21 protein-coding genes are annotated in these 25365 nt (G+C 36.7%); 7 read left to right on the top strand and 14 right to left on the bottom strand.

The genetic code is table 11. The features are described 5' to 3' along the window. Positions 1-34 precede the first annotated feature (34 nt). From gor to ACFIM8_RS06585, 4 genes are all read right to left on the bottom strand, one after another. The gene (gor, locus tag ACFIM8_RS06600) at positions 35-1426 is read right to left on the bottom strand and encodes a glutathione-disulfide reductase (protein WP_375607196.1); all 1392 of its coding nucleotides are present in this window, start codon (positions 1424-1426) and stop codon (positions 35-37) included. Between the two features lie 198 nt (positions 1427-1624). Further along, on the bottom strand, positions 1625-2194 hold the full coding sequence (locus ACFIM8_RS06595) for a DUF2059 domain-containing protein (protein ID WP_375614678.1): 570 nt from the start codon (positions 2192-2194) through the stop codon (positions 1625-1627). A 106-nt stretch (positions 2195-2300) separates the two neighbouring features. Next, a complete protein-coding gene (rpiA, locus tag ACFIM8_RS06590; RefSeq protein WP_375607198.1) occupies positions 2301-3005 on the bottom strand; it encodes a ribose-5-phosphate isomerase RpiA in 705 nt (234 codons plus the stop codon). Positions 3006-3476: 471 nt separating this feature from the next. Beyond that, positions 3477-5753 (bottom strand): ComEC/Rec2 family competence protein, encoded by a 2277-nt coding sequence (locus tag ACFIM8_RS06585; protein ID WP_375614677.1) that lies wholly within the window; start codon positions 5751-5753, stop codon positions 3477-3479. A 111-nt stretch (positions 5754-5864) separates the two neighbouring features. Between ACFIM8_RS06585 and gltX the strand changes: the two genes are divergently transcribed. The 7 genes from gltX (at position 5865) to ACFIM8_RS06550 (ending at position 14089) form a co-directional block, all read left to right on the top strand. Then, positions 5865-7295 (top strand): glutamate--tRNA ligase, encoded by a 1431-nt coding sequence (gene gltX / locus ACFIM8_RS06580; RefSeq protein WP_375614676.1) that lies wholly within the window; start codon positions 5865-5867, stop codon positions 7293-7295. 264 nt (positions 7296-7559) lie between these two features. Beyond that, positions 7560-8855, top strand: a complete 1296-nt coding sequence (gltA, locus tag ACFIM8_RS06575; protein WP_375609502.1) for a citrate synthase — start codon at positions 7560-7562, stop codon at positions 8853-8855. A gap of 875 nt (positions 8856-9730) precedes the next feature. Then, the gene (locus ACFIM8_RS06570) at positions 9731-10483 is read left to right on the top strand and encodes a transporter substrate-binding domain-containing protein (RefSeq protein ID WP_375607202.1); all 753 of its coding nucleotides are present in this window, start codon (positions 9731-9733) and stop codon (positions 10481-10483) included. A gap of 494 nt (positions 10484-10977) precedes the next feature. Continuing rightward, on the top strand, positions 10978-11730 hold the full coding sequence (locus ACFIM8_RS06565) for a transporter substrate-binding domain-containing protein (RefSeq protein ID WP_375607203.1): 753 nt from the start codon (positions 10978-10980) through the stop codon (positions 11728-11730). 79 nt (positions 11731-11809) lie between these two features. Further along, positions 11810-12529 carry an ABC transporter permease gene (locus ACFIM8_RS06560; RefSeq protein ID WP_375607204.1) on the top strand — a complete coding sequence of 240 codons (720 nt, stop codon included), beginning with the start codon at positions 11810-11812 and terminating at the stop codon, positions 12527-12529. Next, positions 12529-13236 carry an ABC transporter permease gene (locus tag ACFIM8_RS06555; protein ID WP_375614675.1) on the top strand — a complete coding sequence of 236 codons (708 nt, stop codon included), beginning with the start codon at positions 12529-12531 and terminating at the stop codon, positions 13234-13236. The genes ACFIM8_RS06560 and ACFIM8_RS06555 overlap by 1 nt, the downstream gene beginning before the upstream one ends. A gap of 79 nt (positions 13237-13315) precedes the next feature. Continuing rightward, positions 13316-14089 (top strand): amino acid ABC transporter ATP-binding protein, encoded by a 774-nt coding sequence (locus ACFIM8_RS06550; protein WP_375607206.1) that lies wholly within the window; start codon positions 13316-13318, stop codon positions 14087-14089. 20 nt (positions 14090-14109) lie between these two features. Here the strand turns inward: ACFIM8_RS06550 and lpxB are convergent, their stop codons facing one another. The 10 genes from lpxB to pyrH all read right to left on the bottom strand — a co-directional run bounded on the left by lpxB (position 14110) and on the right by pyrH (position 25233). Beyond that, positions 14110-15306, bottom strand: a complete 1197-nt coding sequence (lpxB, locus tag ACFIM8_RS06545) for a lipid-A-disaccharide synthase (protein WP_375607207.1) — start codon at positions 15304-15306, stop codon at positions 14110-14112. Then, entirely contained in the window at positions 15299-16171 is an 873-nt protein-coding gene (locus ACFIM8_RS06540; protein WP_375607208.1) for an LpxI family protein, read from the bottom strand. Before ACFIM8_RS06540 ends, lpxB begins: the two co-directional genes overlap by 8 nt. Before the next feature lie 2 nt (positions 16172-16173). Continuing rightward, positions 16174-16998: an acyl-ACP--UDP-N-acetylglucosamine O-acyltransferase gene (lpxA, locus tag ACFIM8_RS06535; protein ID WP_375610638.1), complete on the bottom strand. Its 825-nt coding sequence runs from the start codon at positions 16996-16998 to the stop codon at positions 16174-16176. A 24-nt stretch (positions 16999-17022) separates the two neighbouring features. Then, on the bottom strand, positions 17023-17490 hold the full coding sequence (gene fabZ / locus ACFIM8_RS06530; RefSeq protein ID WP_375607210.1) for a 3-hydroxyacyl-ACP dehydratase FabZ: 468 nt from the start codon (positions 17488-17490) through the stop codon (positions 17023-17025). A gap of 1 nt (position 17491) precedes the next feature. Beyond that, positions 17492-18538 (bottom strand): UDP-3-O-(3-hydroxymyristoyl)glucosamine N-acyltransferase, encoded by a 1047-nt coding sequence (gene lpxD / locus ACFIM8_RS06525; protein ID WP_375614674.1) that lies wholly within the window; start codon positions 18536-18538, stop codon positions 17492-17494. Between the two features lie 65 nt (positions 18539-18603). After that, on the bottom strand, positions 18604-21000 hold the full coding sequence (gene bamA, locus ACFIM8_RS06520; RefSeq protein ID WP_375607212.1) for an outer membrane protein assembly factor BamA: 2397 nt from the start codon (positions 20998-21000) through the stop codon (positions 18604-18606). Positions 21001-21203: 203 nt separating this feature from the next. Beyond that, positions 21204-22352: an RIP metalloprotease RseP gene (rseP, locus tag ACFIM8_RS06515; RefSeq protein WP_375614673.1), complete on the bottom strand. Its 1149-nt coding sequence runs from the start codon at positions 22350-22352 to the stop codon at positions 21204-21206. Between the two features lie 15 nt (positions 22353-22367). Beyond that, positions 22368-23183 (bottom strand): phosphatidate cytidylyltransferase, encoded by an 816-nt coding sequence (locus ACFIM8_RS06510; protein WP_375607214.1) that lies wholly within the window; start codon positions 23181-23183, stop codon positions 22368-22370. A 732-nt stretch (positions 23184-23915) separates the two neighbouring features. Beyond that, positions 23916-24476, bottom strand: a complete 561-nt coding sequence (gene frr, locus ACFIM8_RS06505; protein WP_273790667.1) for a ribosome recycling factor — start codon at positions 24474-24476, stop codon at positions 23916-23918. A 37-nt stretch (positions 24477-24513) separates the two neighbouring features. Beyond that, positions 24514-25233 (bottom strand): UMP kinase, encoded by a 720-nt coding sequence (gene pyrH / locus ACFIM8_RS06500; protein ID WP_375610636.1) that lies wholly within the window; start codon positions 25231-25233, stop codon positions 24514-24516. Positions 25234-25365: the final 132 nt, after the last annotated feature.

The raw sequence follows: 25365 nt of genomic DNA, 5'->3' as shown, positions 1-25365 counted from the left end.
CATATCAAAAACTTTTCACCAAAATATATGCTGTTTAACTTTCTATTTTCTTCCCATTTTCATATATATAACTTGGTTTATACATCGTTACCAATTCTTCTGCCATCGTTGGATGCACTGCCATCGTTTCATCAAAGATATCCTTCGTTAGCTTACCCTTGAGAGATATCCCTATAAGCTGTGCCATTTCACCAGCATTTTCCCCTAAAATATGAGCGCCCACAACAATACGGCTTTCACCATCAACAATGAGTTTCATAAGCATTTTCTCTGAAATACCAGAAAGAATATTACGCATAGGACGAAAAACTGTACGATAAATTTCAAGACGCTTATAACGCTTTACCGCCTCCTCTTCTGAAAGACCAACCGTTCCAATCTCTGGTTGAGAAAAAACTGCCGTTGTAATTAAATCATAATCAGGTGTTGTGGGAATATTCTCAAATGCTGTCTTAACAAAACACATTGCATCATGAATCGCAACGGGTGTTAATTGAATATGACCTGTTACATCACCAACAGCCCAAATATGGGGGATATTTGTTGTCATTTTCTCATCAACAACAACTGCACCAAATTCATTAACTTCTATACCTACTCTCTCAAGTCCTAAACCAGCAGTATTGGGCATCCGTCCCGTAGCTAACAGAACTTGGTCAGTGCTGATCGTTTGCCCATTTGATAAAACAATATCATAACAGTTTTCGGCAGCCTGTACTTTAGAAATTGTTATGCCATAGAGAATAGAAATCCCTTTTTCAATCATTGCATCGCTGAGCAATTGCCGCAAATCATGATCAAAATTACGAAGGATTAAATCACCGCGATGAAGGAGTATTGTTTTTACACCTAATTCATGAAAAATATTAGCAAATTCAACACCAATATACCCTCCACCAACAATCACTATTGATTTTGGGAGTTGATTAAGGTCAAAAATCTCATTAGAAGTAAGGCAAAATTCACCGCCTTCTATGGACGTATTTGGTGCAAGTTTTGCCCCTGTTGCAATCAAAATTTTTTCTGCACTTACCCGCTCACCCGTGGCAGAAAGCTCTAATGTGTGATCATCTATAAAAGTAGCACGACTTTCATAAATATGCACATTGTTATTTTCTAATCCCTTACGATACAGGCCTTCTAACCTTGATATTTCTTTATTTTTAGCTGCAACCAACTTTTCCCAGCTAAAAATTGGATCCGCATATTCCCACCCAAAACCAACACTTTTCTTAAATTCTCTTACATATTGTGATGCATAAACATAAAGTTTTTTGGGAACGCAACCACGAATAACACAAGTGCCCCCTATACGATATTCCTCTGCTATAGCTACCCGCTTACCAAGACCTCCAGCAAGCCGTGCTGCACGCACTCCACCAGAACCACTTCCAATAACAAATAAATCAAAATCAAAAGAACCCACGAACTAATCCTTCTCATATATCTACAAACAATAGGCTAAGATCATTTATTATCAAATAAAAGTCTTTTTTCTTTTGAAGAAGCATTTTAAGCAATATTCTTAAAGGGTTTATTCTTATTAAAATATTTAAAACGGCGGGAAAACCGCCGCTATTAAAAAAATCAGAAATTGCCCATTGTTGTCATAATATCAATCAAGCTATTTTTTATTTTCTGAAGATTCTGATTTTATAGGCATATTTGTAGGCATAGTAGAATTATTCAAATTAAGTGTTTCAGACATCTCTTTTTTCACATTTTCTACAAGATCCCGCATAAGAGCAGTACGCCATATATCAAATGCTGAATAAGAATCACGTGCAATATTGGGGACTTCTGTCAAAAACTTTTTACCGGTGTCAGAATTATAAAATGCTGTAATGGCATCAAGCTCTTTTTGAGTAAAATATTTTGCATACACATGAGCAATCTCTTTTTCTAGATCAGAGCGCCTTTTAACTAAAGCAAGCGCTTGTTTATCAACAATATCAGAAATAGCTGTTGCCAAATTCGGATCATCACTGATTAGTTCATTTTTGAAATCATGGACTGCATTTGGTAAAAAGCTATCAAATTGATCCGTTGCATGAATGGATCTGATCGCCTTTCGCGCTGAATCTAAATGTTGATCACTCACACCTTGTGCATAAACCATTCCAACATTCACAACAAAAATAGCAATTGCACTAAAATATACGACAAAACGCTGAAAAGAAAATATTACTTTCATTTAATGATTACCCCGATCGCTAATTATAATTTTAATTCGTTATTCTACCTAAAATCTTTAAGACCCTTTTTTACTGTGCTAACATATCATCATGTAAATGCCTTTTCTAAAAATCAAACGGTTCTAAAACTTTTATTTGCCCATCAGCCATAGCGACAATTGCACGTGAAGCCAACCCCAAAAAAAGGCCATGCTCAACAACACCAGGAATAGCAAGAAGTGCATCCGATAATGGTTTTGGTTGCAAAATGCAGCCCCAAAATGCATCAAGAATAAAATGGCCACCATCTGTTTCAAAAGGATTTTTTCCATTCATTCGCAATGCAATTTTTCCAGAAAGCCCTAAATCATCAGCAACTTTTTCGATGGCTTTGCGTGTTGTATGGATACCAAATGAATTAACTTCAATCGGTAGTGCAAAAGCACCAAGTCTTTTTACTATCTTTGTTTCATCAGCAATGACAAGCATTTCACGGGATGCCGATGCCACAATTTTTTCATACAACAATGCTCCCCCTCCCCCTTTAATGAGCATCATCTGAGGACCAATTTCATCTGCTCCATCAATATCAAGATCCAATTCAGGTATTTCTTCTAAAGTGCTAACAGGAACTCCAAACTTACGACAGAGCTGTTCAGAATGTCGTGAGGTAGCAACACCAGTCACACGTAGACCATCAGCAACACGCTCACCAAGAAGACGAATAAACTCATTGACTGTCGAACCAGATCCGATACCAAGCCGCATACCATCTTCAATAAATTCAAGCGCTCTAACAGCTGCCATTTTTTTTAACTGCTGAACATTCATGAATGACTTTGCCTTCTATCCGTATAAGCAACACTTATCACCCCTATTCCCACCGATAATAATGATAATAAAAGATAACCTCTTGACGCAATCTATTTAAATTGACCATCGCTTTTGCTTGAAAAGATGTTACTCGTTATAGAAATATATGATAAGAATAAAATAGAATAATCAACAATTATCTTTTTTATTTCTTTGAGAAGATTTGTTAGCATTTTTCTCATTCAATAAGAATTTTTGATTTATCTTGTGCTATCAATAGGATGCACAAAGACGCACATAGCAACTTTTTTGAAAAAATTAAAATGATCAGATATAAAAATCATCTATTTCTAGAAAACTGTAGATTATTATTTCGTTTCAATGACATTGATAAATTTACCAATCTAAATACCGCAAAATATTATCAGAAAAGTCTTCTATTCTTTTCTGTTTTGTCATCGTCCAGATATGAAGAAAAATGCGATTTAATTATATATTTTTTTGTGCATACCGTCTATGCATATTCCATGGTCTATGAAACCCTAGAGAAGACCAAATAATATCCCCACTTTTGGTCATCATCACGCTTCCTCGTGATAACAATTGTTGAGGGGTAAATATTATTTTTGCCTTCTTGTGACATACTGGATTATGCATCGCAATTGTAAATGTCTGAATGAGAATATCTGCCTCTACACATTGATCTGTTTCTCTGTGTAAAACGATCACTTTTAATCCATTATCCAATAAGGATGAACAGACATGACGATCACAAATAAATTGTCCGTGCAATGAAGGCCCATACTTTGTTGGTTTAATCATTTCATTCACACGGAATGACTTTTTCCATATGGATGACGTTAACTTAGAAATATGGTAACGATCAATATATAATTTTTTATCATGGATAACACCCACCAGACGCATATTATCTGCAATCATCAGCTGTATAGGTGAATGCATCACACAAATACAAATACCAACCAAAATAAAAAAACTAAAAAAGAGCCTGATAGGTGTTTTGCAAAAAGTCAATCCAACCAAGCCTATACTCAGTAAGATCAACGCAGATAACGGCATAAAACCAGGATTTAAATCAGGAGAAATAGCCTTGATAGCATGTGCAATCTTTATTACAAGATCAACTCCAAAGCCCATAATTTGAAGGGGAAGCCATTCGAATCCTCCTAACATTGCAAGAACTGCGATTAATCCAAAGGGAATGACAAAAATTGAGATAACAGGCAAAGCAAAAGCATTACTGATAATGCTCAAAGATGCCATATTAGAAAAATGATAAGCAGCATAAATTCCACTTGCACTCCCTGCAACAAAGGAAGAAGCACACGTTGAAAGAATCGATAAGAAAACAAAATTCATCACTCCTCCTCCAACATAAGAGGGAGTTGTTTTTCTTTTACGAAAAAATGATCTTCCACTCCACCAATCAAAAAAAGCGATCAAAGCAGCAGTCGCAGAAAAGGACATTTGAAAGCTAGGACCTAATATTTCATGGGGTGTCATCGCCAGAGTTATCAACCCTGCAATGGAAAAATTACGCATTGTTATAGCAGAGCGATTACACAATATAGCAACCAACATAACAGCAATCATCACAAAACTTCTTTGCGCTGATATTGCTAAGCCCGACAATAACAAATAAAAAGCTGTTATCATAAACGCAACGATAGCAGCAAACTTTTTACTGGAATAATAGGAAGAAAAAACTGGAAAAAATGCTAAAAAACTACGGATACTCAAAAGAACTATGCCGCTTAACAACGCCATATGTAAACCTGATATTGATAAAATATGGGCTAATCCAGCTGTACGTAATGCTTCATTTGTCTCATTTGAAATACCAGCACGCTGCCCTGTTATGAGGGCAGCTGCAACACTCCCCTTTTCTCCTTCAAGGGCTATACGGATTCTTTGTGTCATCTTCGTGCGTAAATTTTCAATTTTCTGTAGAATGATAGCGAATATCCCATCAGGCTGAGAAACGGATATTTTTCTTGGTTTTCCTAAATAAACGCCTTGTGCCCCAATTCTTTTAAAGTAATTATGAAAACTAAAATCGTAGCCTCCTGGACGCACCGGCCCAGAGAATGCACGCATCTTCACTTTTCCATGCAGTCCATCACCAATCGCTAAGCCAGATGGCAAATATTTTGCCGATAAACGAACACGATGAAGACTATGGCGTAATATGGGCTTTTCTGTACTCAAAATATCCAAAACTAAACGAAATCCTCCTTTGGCACCTGACTCAATAGAAACAATTCTTCCCGTCAATGTAGTGACAATGTCACTGCCTAACATGGGTGTTGCAATACGCCACGTTTCTATTTTTGCCGCTAAAGTACCCAATATAATACAAAACAGAAATCCCACGGGAATCCATATTTTTGGATAAAAACGTGCACCATAGAATATTCCCAGAAAAATACTGACCAATGCCCCCAATTGTCCCCAACTTGGTTCCCACTCTAAATGAAAATAGAAAACGATTCCTAGGGCAAAAAAGACTAAAATCAGCGAAAAAAGGATACCAAAAGCAACCTCTTTATTAATACAATCTTCTAACCATTTGCGAAAAAAAATGATTACTTCTTTTAAGAGTGTCAATAAAAAAAGTTTTTGTTGGTTATAGCTACCGTTCTTTGCATCATCATATCTAGAAAAAACACTCTGCCCTATCTGACATGGCTTTTTTCTTTCTGTAACAGATTTTTCGGATAAACCCTCTTTACTTTTATAAAACATCAGTCCCCCACTTTAACTCGCAATACGGCTATTGCACGCCCCATCACTTATGCTAACATAACCTTTCTATAAAGTTCCATAAGTAATATCTCAATTTAAAGGAAAATATTCGTGTCTGTTATTACCCGTTTTGCCCCTTCACCCACAGGTTTCCTTCATATTGGTGGCGCTCGTACTGCTCTTTTTAATTGGCTTTATGCAAAACATACCGGTGGAAAAATGCTTCTACGAATTGAAGATACAGACCGGGAACGTTCAACAGAAGCAGCTGTAAAAGCCATAATAGATGGCTTGCACTGGATGGGTCTTAACTATGATGGCGCCCCTATTTCGCAATTTGAACGTGCAGAACGTCACCGCCAAATCGCCGAGCAGTTGGTCAAGAATGGCAAAGCATATTATTGTTATGCTTCACCTGAAGAATTAGCTGAAATGCGTGAAAAAGCCCGTACAGAAAGGCGCCCGCCCCGTTATGATGGACGTTGGCGGGACCGTGATAGTTCTGAAGCTCCTAAAGGTGTTAAGCCTGTTATTCGCATCAAAGCCCCTCAAGAAGGAGAAACCATAGTACATGATCTTGTTCAAGGTGATGTTCGTTTTCCTAATAAAGATCTTGATGACTTTATTATTTTGCGTTCTGATGGTTCGCCTACCTATATGCATGCTGTTGTCGTTGATGATCATGATATGGGCATCACACATATCATACGTGGAGACGATCATCTTACCAATGCAGCCCGACAAATAATCATCTTTAAAGCAATGGGATGGGATATTCCTGTTATGGCACATATTCCTCTTATCCACGGTGAAAACGGCGCAAAATTATCAAAGCGGCATGGGGCGCTCGGTGTTGATGCTTACCGAACCATGGGATATCTTCCTGCTGCTTTGCGCAATTACCTTGTCCGTTTAGGGTGGAGTCACGGGGATGACGAACTTATATCACTTGAAGATATGATTTCTTGGTTTGATATTGAGGATATTAACAAAGGTGCTGCTCGTTTTGATCTCAAAAAGCTCGATTCCATTAACGGACACTATATGCGCATGAGCAATGATCAAGAACTTTTTGATGCCGCTCTTGATATTCTACCAGAAACCGATAAGGGAGCACAAACCATTGAAAGACTTGATGAAAAACGCCGTGTTCAATTTTTAAAAGCAATCCCACATTTGAAAGAACGTTCAAAAACACTGTGCGAGCTGATTGATAATGCCGCCTTCATTTTTACGCAACGACCATTACAGCTTGATGAAAAAGCACAAATGCTCTTAGATAAAAATGGACGAACCATTTTAAACGCTCTTTATCTTGCCCTGAAAGCTTGCCCCTCTTGGGATACAAAAGCTTTAGATGAAACTCTTCGCTCTTATGCCCAAACAGAAAATCTTAAATTTGGATCTATCGCCCAACCACTTCGCGCAGCTCTTACAGGACGCGCAACATCGCCAGGAGTTTTAGATATTCTTATTTTATTAGGACGCGATGAATGCCTTCATCGTATCAAAGACCAACTTATCAAAAAAATATACTCATGATATGTACTGAATAGATCTCCTCAAATAGATCTCTATACAAATATTTCAACGCAATCTAAAAGAGTTTTTTATGTTATATCATTGAAATACAATTTGTATTGAGTAATAATGATCGCTAAGGAAATATTTTAGATTGCATGTACTCACTTTTAGAGGCAATCTGCCCTTAGTATAAGTAAGAAAAGCTTCAGTTATTGTATATCTCCTACTCTGATGAAGCAGAGTCTTAATTTTTAGAAGCGAAGGATCTGAAAGGAATACCGAATGTCTGAGAATAACGCACATCTTATTGTGAATGATAAAAAAGTAGAACTTCCCCTGCGTAAAGGCACAAGTGGACCTGAAGTCATCGAAATTGCTTCTCTCTACAAAAAAACCGATATTTTTACTTATGATCCTGGTTTTACTTCAACAGCTTCTTGTGAATCAAAAATTACTTATATTGATGGTGATAAAGGCATATTGCTTTATCGTGGTTATCCTATCGACCAATTGGCTGAAAAAGGAGACTTTCTCGAAAGTTGTTATCTTCTCCTTTATGGTGAACTCCCAACACAGAAAGAAAAAAACGACTTTGATCGATGTATTATGCAACATACCATGGTCCACGAGCAGTTTTCACGTTTCTTCCACGGCTTCCGTCGTGACTCTCATCCCATGGCCGTCATGGTTGCCTGCCTTGGCGCTATGTCTGCGTTCTATCACGACTCTATTGATATTACAGATCCTCACCAGAGAATGATTGCTTCTGTACGTCTTATCTCAAAAGTTCCAACGCTTGCTGCTATGGCCTATAAATACAGTATCGGACAAGCCTTTGTTTATCCACGCAATGATCTTAGTTATGCTGCAAATTTCCTCCATATGTGTTTTGCTGTTCCTTGTGAAGAATATAAAATAAATCCAGTGCTTGCCCGAGCGATGGATCAAATCTTTATCCTTCATGCAGATCATGAACAAAATGCTTCTACATCTACAGTGCGTCTTGCTGGATCCTCAGGTGCTAATCCGTTTGCCTGTATTGCAGCAGGTGTTGCATGCCTTTGGGGACCAGCACATGGTGGTGCCAATGAAGCATGTCTAAAAATGCTACAAGAAATAGGTTCTATTAAAAGAATTCCTGAATTTATTGCACGTGCAAAAGATAAAAATGATCCTTTCCGCCTTATGGGCTTTGGGCATCGTGTCTATAAAAATTATGATCCACGTGCAAAAATCATGCAAAAAACTTGTCATGAAGTTTTAAAAGAACTCAACATTCAAGATGACCCGCTTCTTGATATTGCAATAGAGCTTGAAAAAATTGCTTTAAGTGATGAATATTTTATTGAGAAAAAGCTTTATCCCAATGTTGATTTTTATTCCGGCATTACATTAAAAGCTTTAGGTTTTCCAACCGAAATGTTTACTGTTCTTTTTGCATTAGCACGCAGTGTTGGGTGGGTGGCACAATGGAAAGAAATGATTGAAGACCCTGCCCAAAAAATTGGTCGTCCTCGACAACTTTACACAGGTTATGCTATGCGTGACTATGTTCCTATAGATGAACGTGTAAATTAAAGAGATAAATCAATCAATAAAGCTTCAGTTTACTGAGGCTTTATTGAAAGTGATCAAAAAGCATCCTTTAAGGATTTTTATAAAACCTCATTTTAAAGCTCTTTCTCGCCAAAGAACATCATCATAAAAAATTTACGAAAAAATTCTAAATTTTGGCTCTGTCAATAAATTGATAATACTCTTTTGAAAATTAGCTACACATTTAGTAAAAAGAAATTGAAAATTTTACCCTATAATTCTCATTATTTTCAATGAAACGTATTTTCTATGATTCCCTCATATCTAAAACACTTATTACATATTAAAACTTAGCAATGTTAGAGTTTCACTCTCTATCTTCTTCAAATACAGTAGATTAGAATGAAAATGAAATGCACTCTTAAAATTTGCTATGCAAAATGACTCTTTCTATAGGAATAGCTATAAAGATCAACTTATTATAATGATTATATCCTATACAGGCATTCATCTTAAACATCATCGGCTAAAATCAAGCTTCTTAGAAGAAAATTTTCACAATCGTTAGAAAATAAATTTATTTTGACATTCTGCATTTCATATAAAAAGTGGAAATAATAATATTTTATCCTGTTAAGGACTAAAATTTTCTTTGTATTTAAATTAATAGTTTTTCTTTTAAAGATAATTTACTTATTTTTAATAAAATTATTAAAATTCATTATATAAGCGATAAGAGGTTTACTTCTTTCCTGTATTTTCTATTCCCATACTTGATAAAAATAAATCATTTTTTTGATAATAATATCTAGCATAATGAAAACAACTCAATTTTTTACATTGCTCCCAAAGAGCTTAAAGATTATAAAAATGCATAATGGTTTCATATTTGCCAGCTTATCTAATAGGAGAACATAATGAAATTATTAGTAGGAGCTCTTATAATAAGCGCAACACTGTTTACTCTATCGGCCAATTCTCAAACGCTGAAAATTGCAAGTGATGCTTCTTATCCGCCATTTAGTTATATTGACTCAAATAATAAACTGCAAGGATTTGATATTGATATAGCTTATGCACTTTGTAAAAAAATGAATATTGAATGCACTATCGTCGTACAAGACTTCGAGGGAATGATTCCCGGACTTATTGCCAAAAAATACGATGCTATCATTTCTTCCCTTTCTCCTACAAAAGAGCGCTTACAAAAAATTGATTTTACAGATCCTTACTACAATACAGTACTCGCTGTTATTGTTAGCAAAAATTCGGAAATTAAAGAGATCTCAACACAAAGCTTTAAAGGTAAAAATCTTGGTGTACAATCAAATACAACACAGGCTTCATATTCAGAAGACCATTATGCCTCTGGAGAAGTGAATATCAAACTTTATCCTACAGCAATAGAAGTTACTCGTGACCTTTTAAGCCATCGGCTTGATATAATCATCTTTGATAAATTAAAAGCATTAAATTGGCTTGAAAATGAAGGAAAGGATTGCTGCGAGCTTCTAGGAACTTTAGAAGAAACAAAATTTCCTATTGCAATTGCACTCCGTCAAAATAATACTGATCTTAAAAATAAGTTCAATAAAGCAATAGAAGAAATCCGCGCCGATGGAACCTATGATGAAATTATGAGAAAGTATTTTGCATTCGATATCGATTAAATATCACTATGAATTAAACTTGAAGCTTTATATTTTAAGGAATATTTTCAAACTCTTTGTTGAACATGCAAGTATGATTGAAAACCCAGTATTTTTATAAGAAAAATTTATATTTATAAAAAGTTAATTTTTAATTGTTTCTCGATATTTAAACCTTTCATGGAATCTAATAATAATTGAGATTGTATTTTTATTTTATAAAAATCTAATTTTTTCTTCATGTTCAAATTGAATAGCCTTATTTTGCAAGAAAATTTCTCGATTTTTATTTATGAGATAATGCAAAGCACTCATTTTATGAAAATTAAGCCATCATAAAAGCAATAAGATATTCATTTTCTTTAAATCAATAAAAAAGATAATTTTTTGATAATAATCTGCAACATAATGATCTAAAATAAACGCCGATAAATTTTTGCATTGCTCCCAAAAAGCTTACAGATTATAAAACGTGACGATTTCATATTTGCCCGCTTATCCAATAGGAGAATATCATGAAACTATTAGCTGGAGCTCTTATAATAAGCGCCACGCTATTCGCCCAATTGGCTGATGCGAAAACATTAAAAATTGCGAGTGAAGGCACCTATCCTCCTTTTAGTTATATTGACTCAAATAACAAACTGCAGGGATTTGATATTGATATATCTTATGCACTTTGTAAAAAAATGAATGTTGAGTGTACTATTGTCACGCAAGATTTCGAGGGAATGATCCCCGGACTTATTGCAAAAAAATATGACGCTATTGTTGCTTCTCTCTCTCATACACAAGAGCGTTTACAAAAAATTGACTTTACAGATCCTTACTATGACACAGCACTGGCTGTCATTGTTACTAAAGATTCAGGAATTAAGGAACTCTCAACACAAAGCTTTAGAGGTAAAAATCTTGGTGTGCAATCCAATACAACACAAGCTTTGTATGCGGAAGATCATTATGCCTCTAAAGAGGTAAAAATCAAACTCTATCCTTCCACAATAGAAATGAATCGTGACCTCTTAAATCATCGACTTGATATGATTATTGTTGATAAATTAGAAGCGTTAAATTGGCTTAAAAATGAAGGAAAAGATTGCTGTTTCCTCCTAGGAACTCTGGAAGAAACAAAGTTTCCTGTTGCAATTGCAATCCGTCAAAATAATAATGATCTTAAAAATAAGTTCAATGAAGCAATAAAAGAAATCCGTTTGGATGGAACTTATGAGAAAATTATGAGAAAATATTTTACAAATGATGTTTATTAAATATCAATGTGATATTTAAATGCAACCTACTGTCTATTTCTAAAAAACATTATCTAACTCTTTCATGAGGAACACAAGAATGATTGAAAATTTAGCATTGCTATCATTTAGCAATGGTGGATGGGGAGCGGTTATACTTTCCAGTGCAGGAATGACATTGTCATTGGCGTTGTGCTGTGGTCTTCTAGGGCTTCCCTTAGGTCTTCTCAATGCAGTAATGATTCGATCCAATATTAAGATAGCTAAAGCTCTAGCACGTCTCTTTTCAACGGTATTTCGTGGATTACCAGAGCTTTTAACTCTGTTTTTAGTTTACTATGGATTACAAAACCTTATTCAAAATGCCTTTGACTATTTTAATCTTGAAATCATGTTCAGCATCAATGCTTTTGTTGCTGGTGTCCTTGCACTCAGTCTGGTTTTTGCAGCTTTCTCTTGTGAAGTTTGGCTTGGAGCATTTAATATTTTTGATAAAGGTCAATATGAAGCTGCCAAAGCTTTAGGCCTTTCACGATCAACCACATTTTTTCGTATTGTCTTCCCTCAGCTCATCCGAAATGCCTTACCAGGACTTTCTAATAATTGGCTTACTTTACTGAAAGATACATCCCTCGTTTCAACTATCGCGCTTGTTGACCTCATGCGACAAACGAATTTAGCTGTCGCGGCAACCAATAAACCCATGCTATTTTATCTTGTAGCATGCTTACTCTATTTATTATTTTCAGCGTTTTTTTCTACAATATTACGCTATGTGGAAACATACACTCAAATAGGCTATAAAAAGGTGCTAGGTTAATGATTCCGGAGTGGCTTTATTTCCTTTTTAATCCTGATCTTTTAAGCCGTTATGGCCCCAAATTTGTTGATGGCTTTATTGTTACTGTTGAGCTTGTTTCTATTTCTTGTTCTCTTGGTTTTTTCCTTGGTATGCTTATCGCTTTTGCGCGTTTATCAAAGAATACGTTTTTACAATATTTCGCAAATGCTTATGTCTATTTTTTTCGCGGCTCTCCTTTGTTAGCCCAACTCTTCCTTTTTTATTATGGGCTTGGTTCAATGAACAATTTTTGGCAACAGGTTGGTCTATGGTGGTTTTTTCAAAACGCGTGGTATTGTTGTCTTTTTATTTTTACACTCAATTCTGCTGCCTATCAATCTGAGATCTTTAAAGGAAGTTTTTTATCCGTAACAACTGGGCAACGTGAAGCATCAAAAGCTTTAGGTTTAAGCAACTCTGTCACATTTTTTAAAGTTATTCTTCCACAAGCAATGATTATAGCATTACGCCCTCTAGGCAATGAGTTTATTTTAATGATTAAATCCAGTGCCATTGCCTCACTTATTACTGTTTATGATTTAATGGGGATTGCTAAACTCACTTATTCACGTACATTCGATTTTCAAGTTTACGTTTGGGCAGCCCTTATCTATCTTTTTATTGTTGAACTCATTCATCGTTTTATTGTTTTTATCGAACATCGCCTCACTCGATATTTACGATAAATAAATGATCATAAAAGAACTTTACCAAATCAAAATGTTGAATTAATAAATTCATTCATCAATGAAAGAATAAAACAAGATGAATTTGAAAAATAATCAATCGATCTCTCCCAATAAAAACCCTGTGATCTCCATTCGAAACCTCAATAAATGGTACGGAAACTTTCAGGTTCTACATGATATCAACTTTGATGTTCAAACTGGTGAACATATCGTTATTTGTGGCCCATCCGGATCTGGAAAATCAACGTTAATTCGTTGTATTAATCAATTAGAACAAGCACAAAAAGGTTCGATCCGTATCCATAACGTTGATATCCATACCGCCCCTGTACAACAGCAAAAAAATGTTCTCCGTAAGATAGGAATGGTCTTTCAGAACTTTAATTTATTCCCCCACATGAGCGTTATACAAAATTGTATTTTAGCCCCTATGACAGTTCAAGGTCTTTCCAAACAACAAGCAAAAGAACGAGCAATTCATTACTTAACGCATGTCGGTATTGAAAAACACTGTGAAAAATATCCTTTACAACTCTCTGGTGGGCAACAACAGCGTGTTGCGATTGCCCGTGCACTTTGTATGGAACCTGAAGTAATGCTTTTTGACGAACCAACCTCTGCTCTTGATCCAGAAAGTGTAGGAGAAGTTTTGCAAGTAATGGCTCAATTAGCAGATACAGGAATCACAATGCTTTGTGTTACTCATGAAATGGACTTCGCACGGAAAGTCTCAGAAAGAATACTCTTTCTAGAAAACGGAAAAATTGTTGAAGATACAGCATCTGAAAAATTTTTTACCAATCCTAAAAGCCAACGTGCTTGTGAATTTCTTGCTAAAATTAAATATTAATCATTAAAATATTGCTTTATTTATACAATTTTATTCCTACTTTTTAAAAGAGTGATAATTGTTTGTGCGCCAACAACCCCCGATGGTACTTCAGTTTTCATTTTCTGTTCTACCATCTCAAAGGAATCAAGTTGTGCCTGTCGCAATAAAGGATTAGCCAAAAGTTGTTCTACCTGTCTTGCTAACATGCCAGGACGGATTAATTCATTCAAATATTCCGAAACAATAGGCTTATCAGCAATAATATTTGGAAGAGCAGCACTCCATAACATCATTTTAGGAAAAATAAATAATTTAGAAAAGAAATCAAGTTTATAGCAAAGAACCATAGGAACTTTTGCTAAGGCTAATTCAAGTGAAACAGTTCCATGTGCAGCAAGAGCAACATCTGCTTGTGCAAAAGCACGCCATTTTTCATCTTCACCAACTACAATTTCTATCTTGCTTTTCCAGCCCTGCACAAAGTCCCGGATTCTATCTACCAAATGAGGTAAGGTTGGTAAAATAATACGTAAATGAGGAATACGTTGTACAAGAATCTCTACTGTTTCTCGAAAAATAGGCATTAAAGAACGAATTTCTGAATTGCGCGATCCTGGCAAAATAACTAATGTAGGCGATAATGCTTGTGTATCGATCAAATTTCTTTGTTCTAATTGGCTTTTTTTTTCTGACTGAATTCTCAAAAGGGGAGGATATGTCAAAAGACGATGTCCAACATAAGTCGTGGCAGGGCCTCCCAAATCTTGCATAATCTTTTCTTCAAAAGGAAAAACCGCTAAAACATGATCAACAAATCCACACATAGCTTTTGCACGCTCTGGCCTCCATGCCCAAACGGTTGGTGCAATATATTTAATGATAGGAATAGAAGGCGCTAAAGCACGTACCTTTTTTGCAATACGATGCGTGAAATCAGGACTATCAATAATAATTAAACAATCAGGTTGTTCTTGTGCAATAAATTTGGATAAATTGCGAATGTGTAGCAACAACAACGGTAGTTTTTTCAACACCTCCTTTAAACCTATTAAAGCAATATCATGGGAATCAAAAAAGCTTTTTAAGCCTAATGCCTTTAAATGGCTCCCCCCAACACCAATCAAATGAATATTGCATCCTATCTGTTGTGATAAACAAGAAATTAGATCGGCCCCAAGTAAATCACCAGATTCCTCACCTGAAACCACTGCAATCTTTAAGAAACAATTATTCATGACCAAACTTCTCAAATGTCTCTATAAATAGAGAATATTTGTTGGCTTTTTCTATTGTTGTTTTCACTGATAATATTAGACTTCTATTTGCCTCCACCGCAACACCAGATAAACCACTCTTTGCAATATTCATTATTGTCGCGGGACCAATTGATGGCAAATCAACGCGATTATCCTGTTGTGGTTTTGCACATTTTACAAGAACACCACCCTTAGAGGGAATTTGCCCTCTTTCTCGCATTTCACAAACACGCCACAACATATTATCAGTTCCCTCAGCGCCCTCCAAAGCAACCACCCTTCCCTGAACAACAACAACGGCTTGTCCAATATCCAATTGACCTAAAAGTTTTGCTGCTTCTGCTGCTAAAAAAATATCTTTTTTCTCTTTTGGCGTAGCACGCCGTATTGTTAAATTAAATGCTATGGGAGCTAAAAGATCTGGTACTATTTCATGGGCACCGATAACACAAAAACCATACGCTTCAATAATCCGTATAAAAGCTTTTAATAACGCATCATCTCCCTTCCTCAAAGCTCCGATTAACTTAGGCAGAGCTAAAAATGTTGTCCAGTCCAGTCGCAATTGTTTAAGAAGTGGTCGCTTTTTCACACCACCTGCCAAAACAACATTATAAACTCCAACCTCTTTTAAGATTTTAACGAGTTGTGCTAACTCTACAATTGATAGCTCGCAATGCTCATAACGATAAAGAATAGAATCTGCTTCACCACGCAAAAGTACAAGAAAAGGATTTTGCCCATTCTTCTCAAGAACCTGCGCAACAGTAATCGGTAGAACACCATTTCCTGCTATAACGGCAGTACGGCCGGAAAGAAAATTTCTGGCACCGTAAATAGGCATTTTTAATCCTTATGTTCTTTTATTCTATTATCTTCAAATTTTGGTGTACAATAAAAACGCTTTCCTTCTTCTTTAATAAAATTAACAACTTCAGAAACAGACTGAGAAGAAGAATAAAAAGAAGCAACATCACTAACACGCTCTTTAAATGGTTTGCTATGATCAAAAAGCATCGCAACCGCATGACGTAGTGCGTGAATATCCTGACGCCCAAGGCCTGCACGCTTCATGCCAATAATATTAAGTCCGGCAAGTTTTGCCTGCACACCAACAGCTGTTCCATAAGGAATCAGATCACCAACTAGTGCAGATACACCGCCAATAAATGCATGATGTCCAACACGAACAAATTGATGAACAGCAGCTCCACCCCCGATAATCACATAATCACCAACAGTAACATGACCAGCAATCATTACGTTATTGGCAAATGTTACATGATTGCCTACATGACAATCGTGAGCGATATGCGCATAACAAAAAAATTGGCAATTATCACCAACAACTGTCATTCCTACACTCGAATCGGAACCCCTATGCATTGTTACACCTTCACGAATCGTACAATTCTTACCAATAAAAAGAGTCGTAGCCCCTCCTTTATGTTTATTATTTTGCGGTTCAGCTCCCAAAACTGCATGAGAAAATACTTTACTCTTAGCTCCTAAAGTCGTCTTTCCCATTATTACAACATGACTTGTCAAACTACATTCATCACCAATAACAGCCTCTGAACTAATATGGCAAAACGGCCCAACGCATACATTCTCACCAAGCTGCGCTCCCTTCTCCACAAGAGCAGTTGGATGGATTTTCGTACCGGACATTTTTAAATTCCTATCAAATATCGTTTATTCTTTTTCAACAATCATCGCAGCAATTTCTGCTTCAGCGACACGGACATCTTCTACTTTTGCAACACATGAAAAACGTCTCATACCAGATCTTTTTTTCAAAAGCTGAACATGAATCTTGAGCTGATCACCAGGCATAACCGGCTTACGAAATTTCGCATTATCAACCGTCATAAGGTAAACTAAATTTGTTTGCTTATTGCCTAAATTTAAAAGTGCTATTGCTCCTGCCGTTTGTGCCATAGCTTCTAAAATCAAAACTCCAGGCATAACAGGCTTTGAGGGAAAATGTCCTGTAAAATGTGGCTCGTTAATCGTTATATTTTTAATACCAATCGCTTCTTGTTCACCATCAATATCAACGATACGATCAATTAATAAAAATGGATAACGGTGCGGTAATATTGATAATAGTTTTTCAATATCGACAGCCTCTAAGTTTTTAGTTTTTTCACTGCTGATCATATCAGCGTTTCTCCTTTTTAACTTTTCCCATACTGCGCAACGCCGCTACTTCACGAAACCATTGTTTAAATGGTCGCGCTGGACTACCTCCCCATTTTTCGCCATCCGGAATGTCATTCATAACACCACTACGAGCAGCAATCTGAACAGATTTACCTATTATGATGTGATCAGCTACTCCCACACTTCCACCAAGCTGAGACATATCCCCTATAGATGTACTTCCCGCAATGCCACATTGAGCGGCAATAAGACAATAGCGACCAATTTTTACATTGTGGGCAATTTGTACAAGATTATCAATCTTGCTTCCTTCACCAATAACAGTATCTTGAAATGTTCCACGATCAATTGTCGTGTTCGCACCAACTTCTACACCATCCTCAATAATAACGCGACCAAGCTGTGGAATTTTCTCGATTCCAGAAACGCCCCCAACATAACCAAAACCATCTTGTCCAATGCAAACACCAGGATAAAGCTGAACTTTATCACCTATTATAGAACACTGAACTGTTACCTTAGGAGCAATATAGCAGTCACATCCAATACGGCAATTTTCACCGATAACAGCTGTGGATGAGATAAGAGTTCCTGCACCAATCTCAACATTTTTACCAATAACAGCTCCCGCTTCAATACACACATCATGCGCCAACTTAGCCGTTGGATGAATATGCGCATGCGATGAAATCCCCTTCTTCCCCAACCAAGGTATTGGCTTAACAGAATCTGGAAACAAAATACGACCAATCTGAGCAAAGTCACGCTGTGGTGTGGATGTCACCAAAATTGCCATAGTTTCGGGAACTTTAAAAACAATCTCATTCGTACACAAAACAGCAACAGCAGAACTATCCAGCAAAGCATCAGAAAACTTCCGATGCTCTACAAAAACAAGCGAACCCTCCACAGCACTCTCAAGTGAAGAAAGAGTATTGATAACTTTATGAGAAAACTCTGGATTAAGAAGCTTTGCACCCGTCAACTCAGCAGCATTTGCAACTGTCAATCGTCGGGACGGCGTAAAAAAAAATGTATCCGCCATCAAAACACTTTCTCTCCCAGCTTAAGCTATTCTCTTCAAGTTTTTCCTTCTTAAAATCGCTCAAATCAGAACTTTGTAGAAATACCAAAGTTTAATTGCTGCACACGATCCCCCTCCTGCTTCATTATTGGCCAAGCATAATCAAAACGCAAAGGACCAAACGGAGAATCCCACATCAAACTCACACCTGCAGATGAGCGCCAAGCACTTTTGGTATTGGTAACAGGCGGCTCACCTTTAAAAACTGCCTTATAATTATTACCATAAAGCGTGGCAATATCCGCAAATAAAGCACCGCGCAACCCAAATCCTTCAGGCACAACAGGAATAGGAAACTGTACTTCAGCAGTCGCATTCATATATGTTGTTCCCCCTAAGAAATAAACTTCACCCTTATTGGAAACCTGACGTGGGCCTATCCCATTATATTTGAACCCTCTGATTATATCAGTATTCGCCTTAAACATATCGAAAATACGAACACCATCTCGGCCCATTCCGTGGATATAACCACCCCCAAAGGAAAGCAAACCAACAATATCCTTCTGGTCAGAAAGAGTCTTGTACATCATCGCCTTACCCGTGGTCTTCAAGAACTTTGCACTCCCACCAAGCCCTGCATATTCCTGAAGCAGATGCACATACCACCCATCATGGGGGGATCTCATATCATCAATCGTATTATAGGTGAAACCATAACTAATTGATGAACGTTTCCAAGGGCTGTGTTTTGCAGCTTGAACAATCGCACCAGAATATTTCCCATATAATTCTATTATGTCACTCTCTTTGTCAAAATCATACTCTCCGCCAAAATCATATTCTTCCTGCACATAAGAATAAGCTACATTAGCAGATAATTGATTATTAATAGGTAACGAAAACCGCAGTGATCCACCTGTCTGCCGTACATCATAGGCTTTATCAGCACGATAAGTACTACGAAAAACATCAACGCCAGCAGATAAACGATACCCTAAGAAATAAGGATCAACAAATGATAAATTATAATTACGAGATTTTTCTTGCCCCGCACCTAATCCTAAACGAACATATTGACCACGTCCCCCAAGATTACGTTCAGTAACAGAAACTTCAAGTGACATACCAGGACTTGTTCCCCCCGTTGTATACCCCCCTGAAAGAGAGAGATCTCCTGTTGAGGCTTCAACGACATCTATCACCAAAACAACTTGGTCAGATTGCTCGGTAGGAACCATTGAAATATTAACGGCTTTGAAAAAACCTAAACTTTCTAGACGACGTTTTGCCCGCTGTAATAAAGTTTGATTGTAGGCATCTCCTTCATTCAAATCAATCTCACGACGAATGACATAATCACGCGTTTTCTCATTACCACGTATATCAATACGCTGAATATAAGCACGTGTACCCTGTTCAATATTATATAAAATTGAAATTGTATGATTTGCTAAATTACGATTTCCCCGCGGTTCAACTTTAGCAAAAGCATATCCCGAATCAGCAACTTTGTTATTAATAGTTGCAACAGACTGTTCAATATCTTCTGCACTATAAACATTACCTGGCTGGGTTTTAAGCATCCTTTTTACAGATTGAACGTCAATTCCATCGACATCACTTTCAACTTGAATATCACTAATTTTATAACGCGCCCCTTCATCAAGAACAAAAGAAATTTTATACGTATTGCTTGCTGCATCAAAAGTTGCTTTAGAAGAGACTACACGAAAATCTGCATAACCACGGTTATAATAAAAGCGACGTAAAGCTTCTTCATCAACAGCGAGGCGCTCTTCACTATAAACATCACCTCCCAACAACTTCGAAAAAATTCCTGAAGTTTTTGTTGAAATCACATCACGCAAACGGCGACTTCCAAAGACATTATTTCCCTTAAAAGTAATATCACCAATCTTTGTTTTTTTCCCTTCAACGACATTAAATACCACATTAACCCGCCCTTTTCCAAGGTTAATCGTTTGAACGTTAACAGTGATATTATTACGACCAAGAGTTTTATAAGCCTCACGAATTGTATTTATATCAGCAGAAAGCTTAGCAGAATTAAAAGGCTCATTCGGTTTTAAAGAAATAAACCGCTTAAGATCTGGGTCTTTAAAAGATTTATTTCCTTGAAACAATATTTGATTGACAACCTCATATTCTTTTACGAATACAACCAATTTATCACCCACCGGATTTATTTTAACATCATAAAATAAACCCAATTCGAAAAGGTTCTTCACAGCACTATCAACATCACCACTGGAAACACCTTGCCCAACCTTAATCCCCATATTGTCTCGAATCGCCTGAGAACTTACAAACTTATTCCCACGAACCTCAATAGAGCGGACTACAGACGCTTGTATTTCTCCGACCGCAGCAATTGACATAAAAACCGTTGCAGGGGCAATCATCCCCATCTTTAACACCAATACAGATGCTGCATTTAAAAACTTTGAATTCGTAGTCATTGGCTTTTTTACCTTACTCTCGTTCCTTGGACATGATGCCTTAAAAAGCTAACTGCCATAACAACCTTTTTACAGCGAGACTTTTCATTCCTTAATTACTCATTATAATGTACAACGCCACAACATTTTGTAGACATGGTAAACAACCTTCAATTTGTTTTTGCTATTATTACTTAATTTATAAAGCATTTTCCATAATTTAATTAGCTAAACCAACAAAAATAATCATTAAAAAAGACAAAGATCATAAAAAGGAGAAGAATGGAAAAACCTAAACGAAAAAAGATTCCCTGAATTTGAGTGGATATTGTCTTCCCAGTAATGACCTCAATGACATGAAATAAAAGATGCCCACCGTCAAGCGGTAGAATCGGAAAAAGGTTAATAAGCCCAACACTTATTGAAAGAAAAGCTGCCAAATTCAACAAAGAGATAAAACCTGTCTCGCTCACTTTCCAAGCAATTTTAACGGTTTTAGAAGGTCCACTTAGCCGACAATGATCCTCTTTGCCTCCTATTAAACGACTCATAAAAAGAACAGTTTGAGTGGCGATAAACACAGTACGATCTGACGCTTTTCTTACAGCTGTTACAAAACCATAGCGAATATGTTTTATATAAGTTGGATCTAAATGTGCAGGATTATTTAAATCAACAGGAACACCTACACCTATCATAGCACTTCGTGTTCGATTACCAAATCCATCATCTCGCTCAACGACTTTTGGGGTAATCATCGTTGTAAAGACTCGCCCCATGCGTTCTATTTTAAACTCTATGGGTTCTCTTCCGTGAAAAGCTACATAATTCATCAAATCTTCAAAGCTTTCAACCCGTCGTCCATCCATTTCAACAAAACGATCACCTAATTCCAAACCGGATTGAAGAGCAGGGCTATCTTTTACCAAAGAACCAACAACGGGCTCAATGGCTACACGACCATAGATAAAGAAAAAAAATGTTAGAATAACAACAGTAAAAAGAGCATTGAAGAAAGGACCGGCAAAAACAGTTGCTGCTTTTTTCCAAGCATGCGCACTAGCAAATGAACCATCAACAATCAGAGATGATTGGGATGATTCCGTATCGATTTTTTCCTCATCCCCAACAAATTTTACATAACCTCCTAAGGGGATAAGTGCTAAACGCCACTTCGTGCCATGCTTATCTGTATAACTCGCTATTTCTGGTCCAAATCCAAGCGAAAAAATTAACGCCTTAATACCACACAACCGACCAATGAGATAGTGCCCAAATTCGTGCACAAAAATGATAATCATAATGATGAAAAGAATACTCAAACTTCTTAAAAGAAAATCACCCATAGTGACGATATGATTTAAAAGCTCCAAACTATCTTCTCCCAATTAGATCATACTAAAAAGATTAAAAGGCGCATCCATATCAGACATAAATGAACCAATTAAATAAAGAAGAAAAGCTGCCCCTACCAATCCATCTATACGATCCATAAAACCACCATGTCCAGGCAATAAAGAACTAGAATCTTTAACAGAAAACCGTCTTTTGAGCCATGATTGCCCTAAATCACTCAATTGTGAAACAATTGACAAAACAAGTGTAAGGAGTGGCACAAAAAAACTGGCTAAATTTATATCAAAAAATCCAAAAGCAACCCATATACCACCGAAAACTCCGACAAATGTACCACCAAGTGCTCCTGACCATGTTTTATTAGGAGAAAATTGTGGTGCTAATTTAGGGCCCCCTAATGCACGTCCGATAAAATAACCACCAATATCTGTTCCCCACACTATCGTAAATAAGAAAATAACAACTTGGAACCCCAACAGTTCATGATCCCGTAGAAAGCATAAAGCAACAACAGGAAAAGAGGCATATAAAAAACCACAAAAAACCCAACCACTCTTTTTTATAGATATAATAGCTAACACTGTAGCTAAAACGATTAAAACACAAAAAATCAATGAAGCAGATACACTCAACACTAAAAAAAAGCCAAAGATTAAATAAAAGATACTTGCTAATATTTTTTGTAAAATACACCATTTCTCTTTAGTAATACTCATCCACTCATAAAGAACAAAACCGCCAATACACCATACAAATAAAAAAAAGAAATTTCCTCCCAACCATGTTAGATACAACGCAATAATGCCAAAAACAAAAGCTGTCAGAATACGATAAACCAAATTAGACAAAACAACATCCAAACAATAAAAATAGAAAATACAAGCTCTAAAATTAACGCAAGAAAAACTCCCCTACGCAGTATTTTTATCTCATACTTGTATAATTTCTCTTATAATTTATCATAAATAATTCAGTCTACTAAGATAGCGCTTATGAAACTAATAATCAATGAAAACAGCTTCAAAAATCTCCGTCAAAATTATAAAATATTTTTTTAATATTTTCTCAAATATAAAATAAAAAAGCAGTTACCTCTGCCCCATACAAATTAACTAATATAGGTTTCGTATAAAAACACTTTTCTATCAACTATTCGTCATTAAAAAACGAATTACGCCACATAACATCTGCTTGATCAATTATACTCACATGTTTTATAATGAGAAATAAGAGAAAGGTTAGGCTTGTTTTTTTCATTATATTCTTTCCCCAACCTTCATCTTAGAATATTTGAATAATTTCTAATAATGCTTTCATTATGCATTTTAACAAAGACATGTTCAACTAAAAAACCGCACCATGCTGTTAAATAGTGTCTCCCACCAAAGGGCATGATTTACCACGCAGACTAAAAAATTAAAACATCTGCCCTTTCAAATCAGTCTCTCCCATATCAAAATGATAGAATACCTTCCTGCATAACACCTTGCTACCACAGAGCACACCACGCCCTACAATTATCCCTAGAAACAATTTACAGGCTAGGAATATAACATCCTTTTTCTAGCGACAAAATCGTCTTAAACGTGCATAATTTCAGATTCTTTTACGGCTAAAATTTTATCAATATCAGCAATAGTTTCATCTGTGAGTTTTTGAACTTTCTCAGACAAACTATGGGCTTCATCTTGTCCAATTTCACCATCTTTTTCTAACTTTTTCAAATTGTCCAGACCATCCCGACGAACATGACGTGTAGCAACACGCGCTTGCTCTGCATAGTGATGCGCAATTTTTACAAGTTCTTTACGGCGCTCTTCATTCAACTCAGGCAAAGGAATACGTAAATTCGTACCATCAGTTATGGGATTTAAACCAAGACCAGAATCGCGAATAGCGCGCTCTACAGCTCCGACCATCGTTTTATCCCATACAGAAACAGAAAGCATCCGAGGTTCAGGAACAGAAATATTAGCAACTTGATTTATATGCACAACAGAACCATAAGATTCAACGGTCAACGGTTCTAATAAACTGGCCGATGCACGTCCAGTCCGCAAACCACCTAATTCATGTTTAAAAGCCGTAATAGCACCATCCATGCGACGTTTCAGATCATCCATAATTGATGTAACATTCATATTTCTGTCTCCTTCAATTGTTCTTTGAAGCTTACCCTTATTCCGATACTATTGTAAAGCGTCCTGTTCCATTCAAAACCTTAGCCAAACCGCCTTTTTCATGAATGGAGTACACAATAATCGGTACATTGTTCTCACGTGCTAAAGTGACCGCCGTTGAATCCATAACAGATAATCCCCATTGCAAAACTTCAACATGTGTTAATTGGTCAAAACGCTTAGCCGTAGGGTCTATTTTTGGATCTGCTGAATAAATACCATCAACTTGTGTTCCTTTAAGAAGGACATCCGCACCAATTTCTGCTGCACGTAAAGTGGCAGCAGAATCAGTGGTAAAAAATGGATTTCCTGTACCCCCTGCAAAAATAACAACTTTTCCCTGATTCATATAAGCTATTGCTTTACGTTGCGAGAAACTTTCACAAATTTGTGGCATAGCAATCGCAGAGAGTACAACCGTTTCAACGCCTAATTTTGTCAATGATGTTCGCAATGCTAAAGAGTTAATAGCCGTTGCAAGCATTCCCATATGATCACCTGTCACTCGCTCTCCACCATGCGAAGCAACAGCAACGCCACGAAAAATATTTCCCCCACCTATCACAACCGCAACCTCTATCCCCATTGCGCGCACTTCTGCAATATCAGCGGCAATACGGTCTACAACAGAAACATCAATGCCAAAATTCTGCCCTCCCATAAGAGCTTCACCAGAAGCCTTTAAAAGAATACGTTTATACGGAAGTGCTAATGCCATTAATAATCTCCCCAAAAGCTCATTTACTTTTTGCTTTTGACATCACGAAGGGCACCACTTTTTTCACGTGACGCCCTCTCAACAATTACACTGTTCCCCTCAGAGATTCTACAACCAATGATATGACTTTAA

The sequence above is a fragment of the Bartonella sp. AC535YNZD genome, assembly GCF_042196625.1.
GTDB lineage: Bacteria > Pseudomonadota > Alphaproteobacteria > Rhizobiales > Rhizobiaceae > Bartonella.
This window is presented reverse-complemented; position numbering and strand designations above follow the sequence as displayed.

Coding starts and splice junctions, on each gene's coding strand:
- ACFIM8_RS06550 (WP_375607206.1), top strand. CDS start 13,316: ATGAATTTGAAAAATAATCAATCGATCTCTCCCAATAAAAACCCTGTG.
- ACFIM8_RS06560 (WP_375607204.1), top strand. CDS start 11,810: ATGATTGAAAATTTAGCATTGCTATCATTTAGCAATGGTGGATGGGGA.
- ACFIM8_RS06595 (WP_375614678.1), bottom strand. CDS start 2,194: ATGAAAGTAATATTTTCTTTTCAGCGTTTTGTCGTATATTTTAGTGCA.
- ACFIM8_RS06540 (WP_375607208.1), bottom strand. CDS start 16,171: ATGCCTATTTACGGTGCCAGAAATTTTCTTTCCGGCCGTACTGCCGTT.
- lpxD (WP_375614674.1), bottom strand. CDS start 18,538: ATGGCGGATACATTTTTTTTTACGCCGTCCCGACGATTGACAGTTGCA.
- gltA (WP_375609502.1), top strand. CDS start 7,560: ATGTCTGAGAATAACGCACATCTTATTGTGAATGATAAAAAAGTAGAA.
- pyrH (WP_375610636.1), bottom strand. CDS start 25,233: ATGGCATTAGCACTTCCGTATAAACGTATTCTTTTAAAGGCTTCTGGT.
- lpxB (WP_375607207.1), bottom strand. CDS start 15,306: ATGAATAATTGTTTCTTAAAGATTGCAGTGGTTTCAGGTGAGGAATCT.
- frr (WP_273790667.1), bottom strand. CDS start 24,476: ATGAATGTTACATCAATTATGGATGATCTGAAACGTCGCATGGATGGT.
- fabZ (WP_375607210.1), bottom strand. CDS start 17,490: ATGATCAGCAGTGAAAAAACTAAAAACTTAGAGGCTGTCGATATTGAA.
- ACFIM8_RS06585 (WP_375614677.1), bottom strand. CDS start 5,753: ATGTTTTATAAAAGTAAAGAGGGTTTATCCGAAAAATCTGTTACAGAA.
- rpiA (WP_375607198.1), bottom strand. CDS start 3,005: ATGAATGTTCAGCAGTTAAAAAAAATGGCAGCTGTTAGAGCGCTTGAA.
- bamA (WP_375607212.1), bottom strand. CDS start 21,000: ATGACTACGAATTCAAAGTTTTTAAATGCAGCATCTGTATTGGTGTTA.
- ACFIM8_RS06570 (WP_375607202.1), top strand. CDS start 9,731: ATGAAATTATTAGTAGGAGCTCTTATAATAAGCGCAACACTGTTTACT.
- lpxA (WP_375610638.1), bottom strand. CDS start 16,998: ATGTCCGGTACGAAAATCCATCCAACTGCTCTTGTGGAGAAGGGAGCG.
- ACFIM8_RS06555 (WP_375614675.1), top strand. CDS start 12,529: ATGATTCCGGAGTGGCTTTATTTCCTTTTTAATCCTGATCTTTTAAGC.
- ACFIM8_RS06565 (WP_375607203.1), top strand. CDS start 10,978: ATGAAACTATTAGCTGGAGCTCTTATAATAAGCGCCACGCTATTCGCC.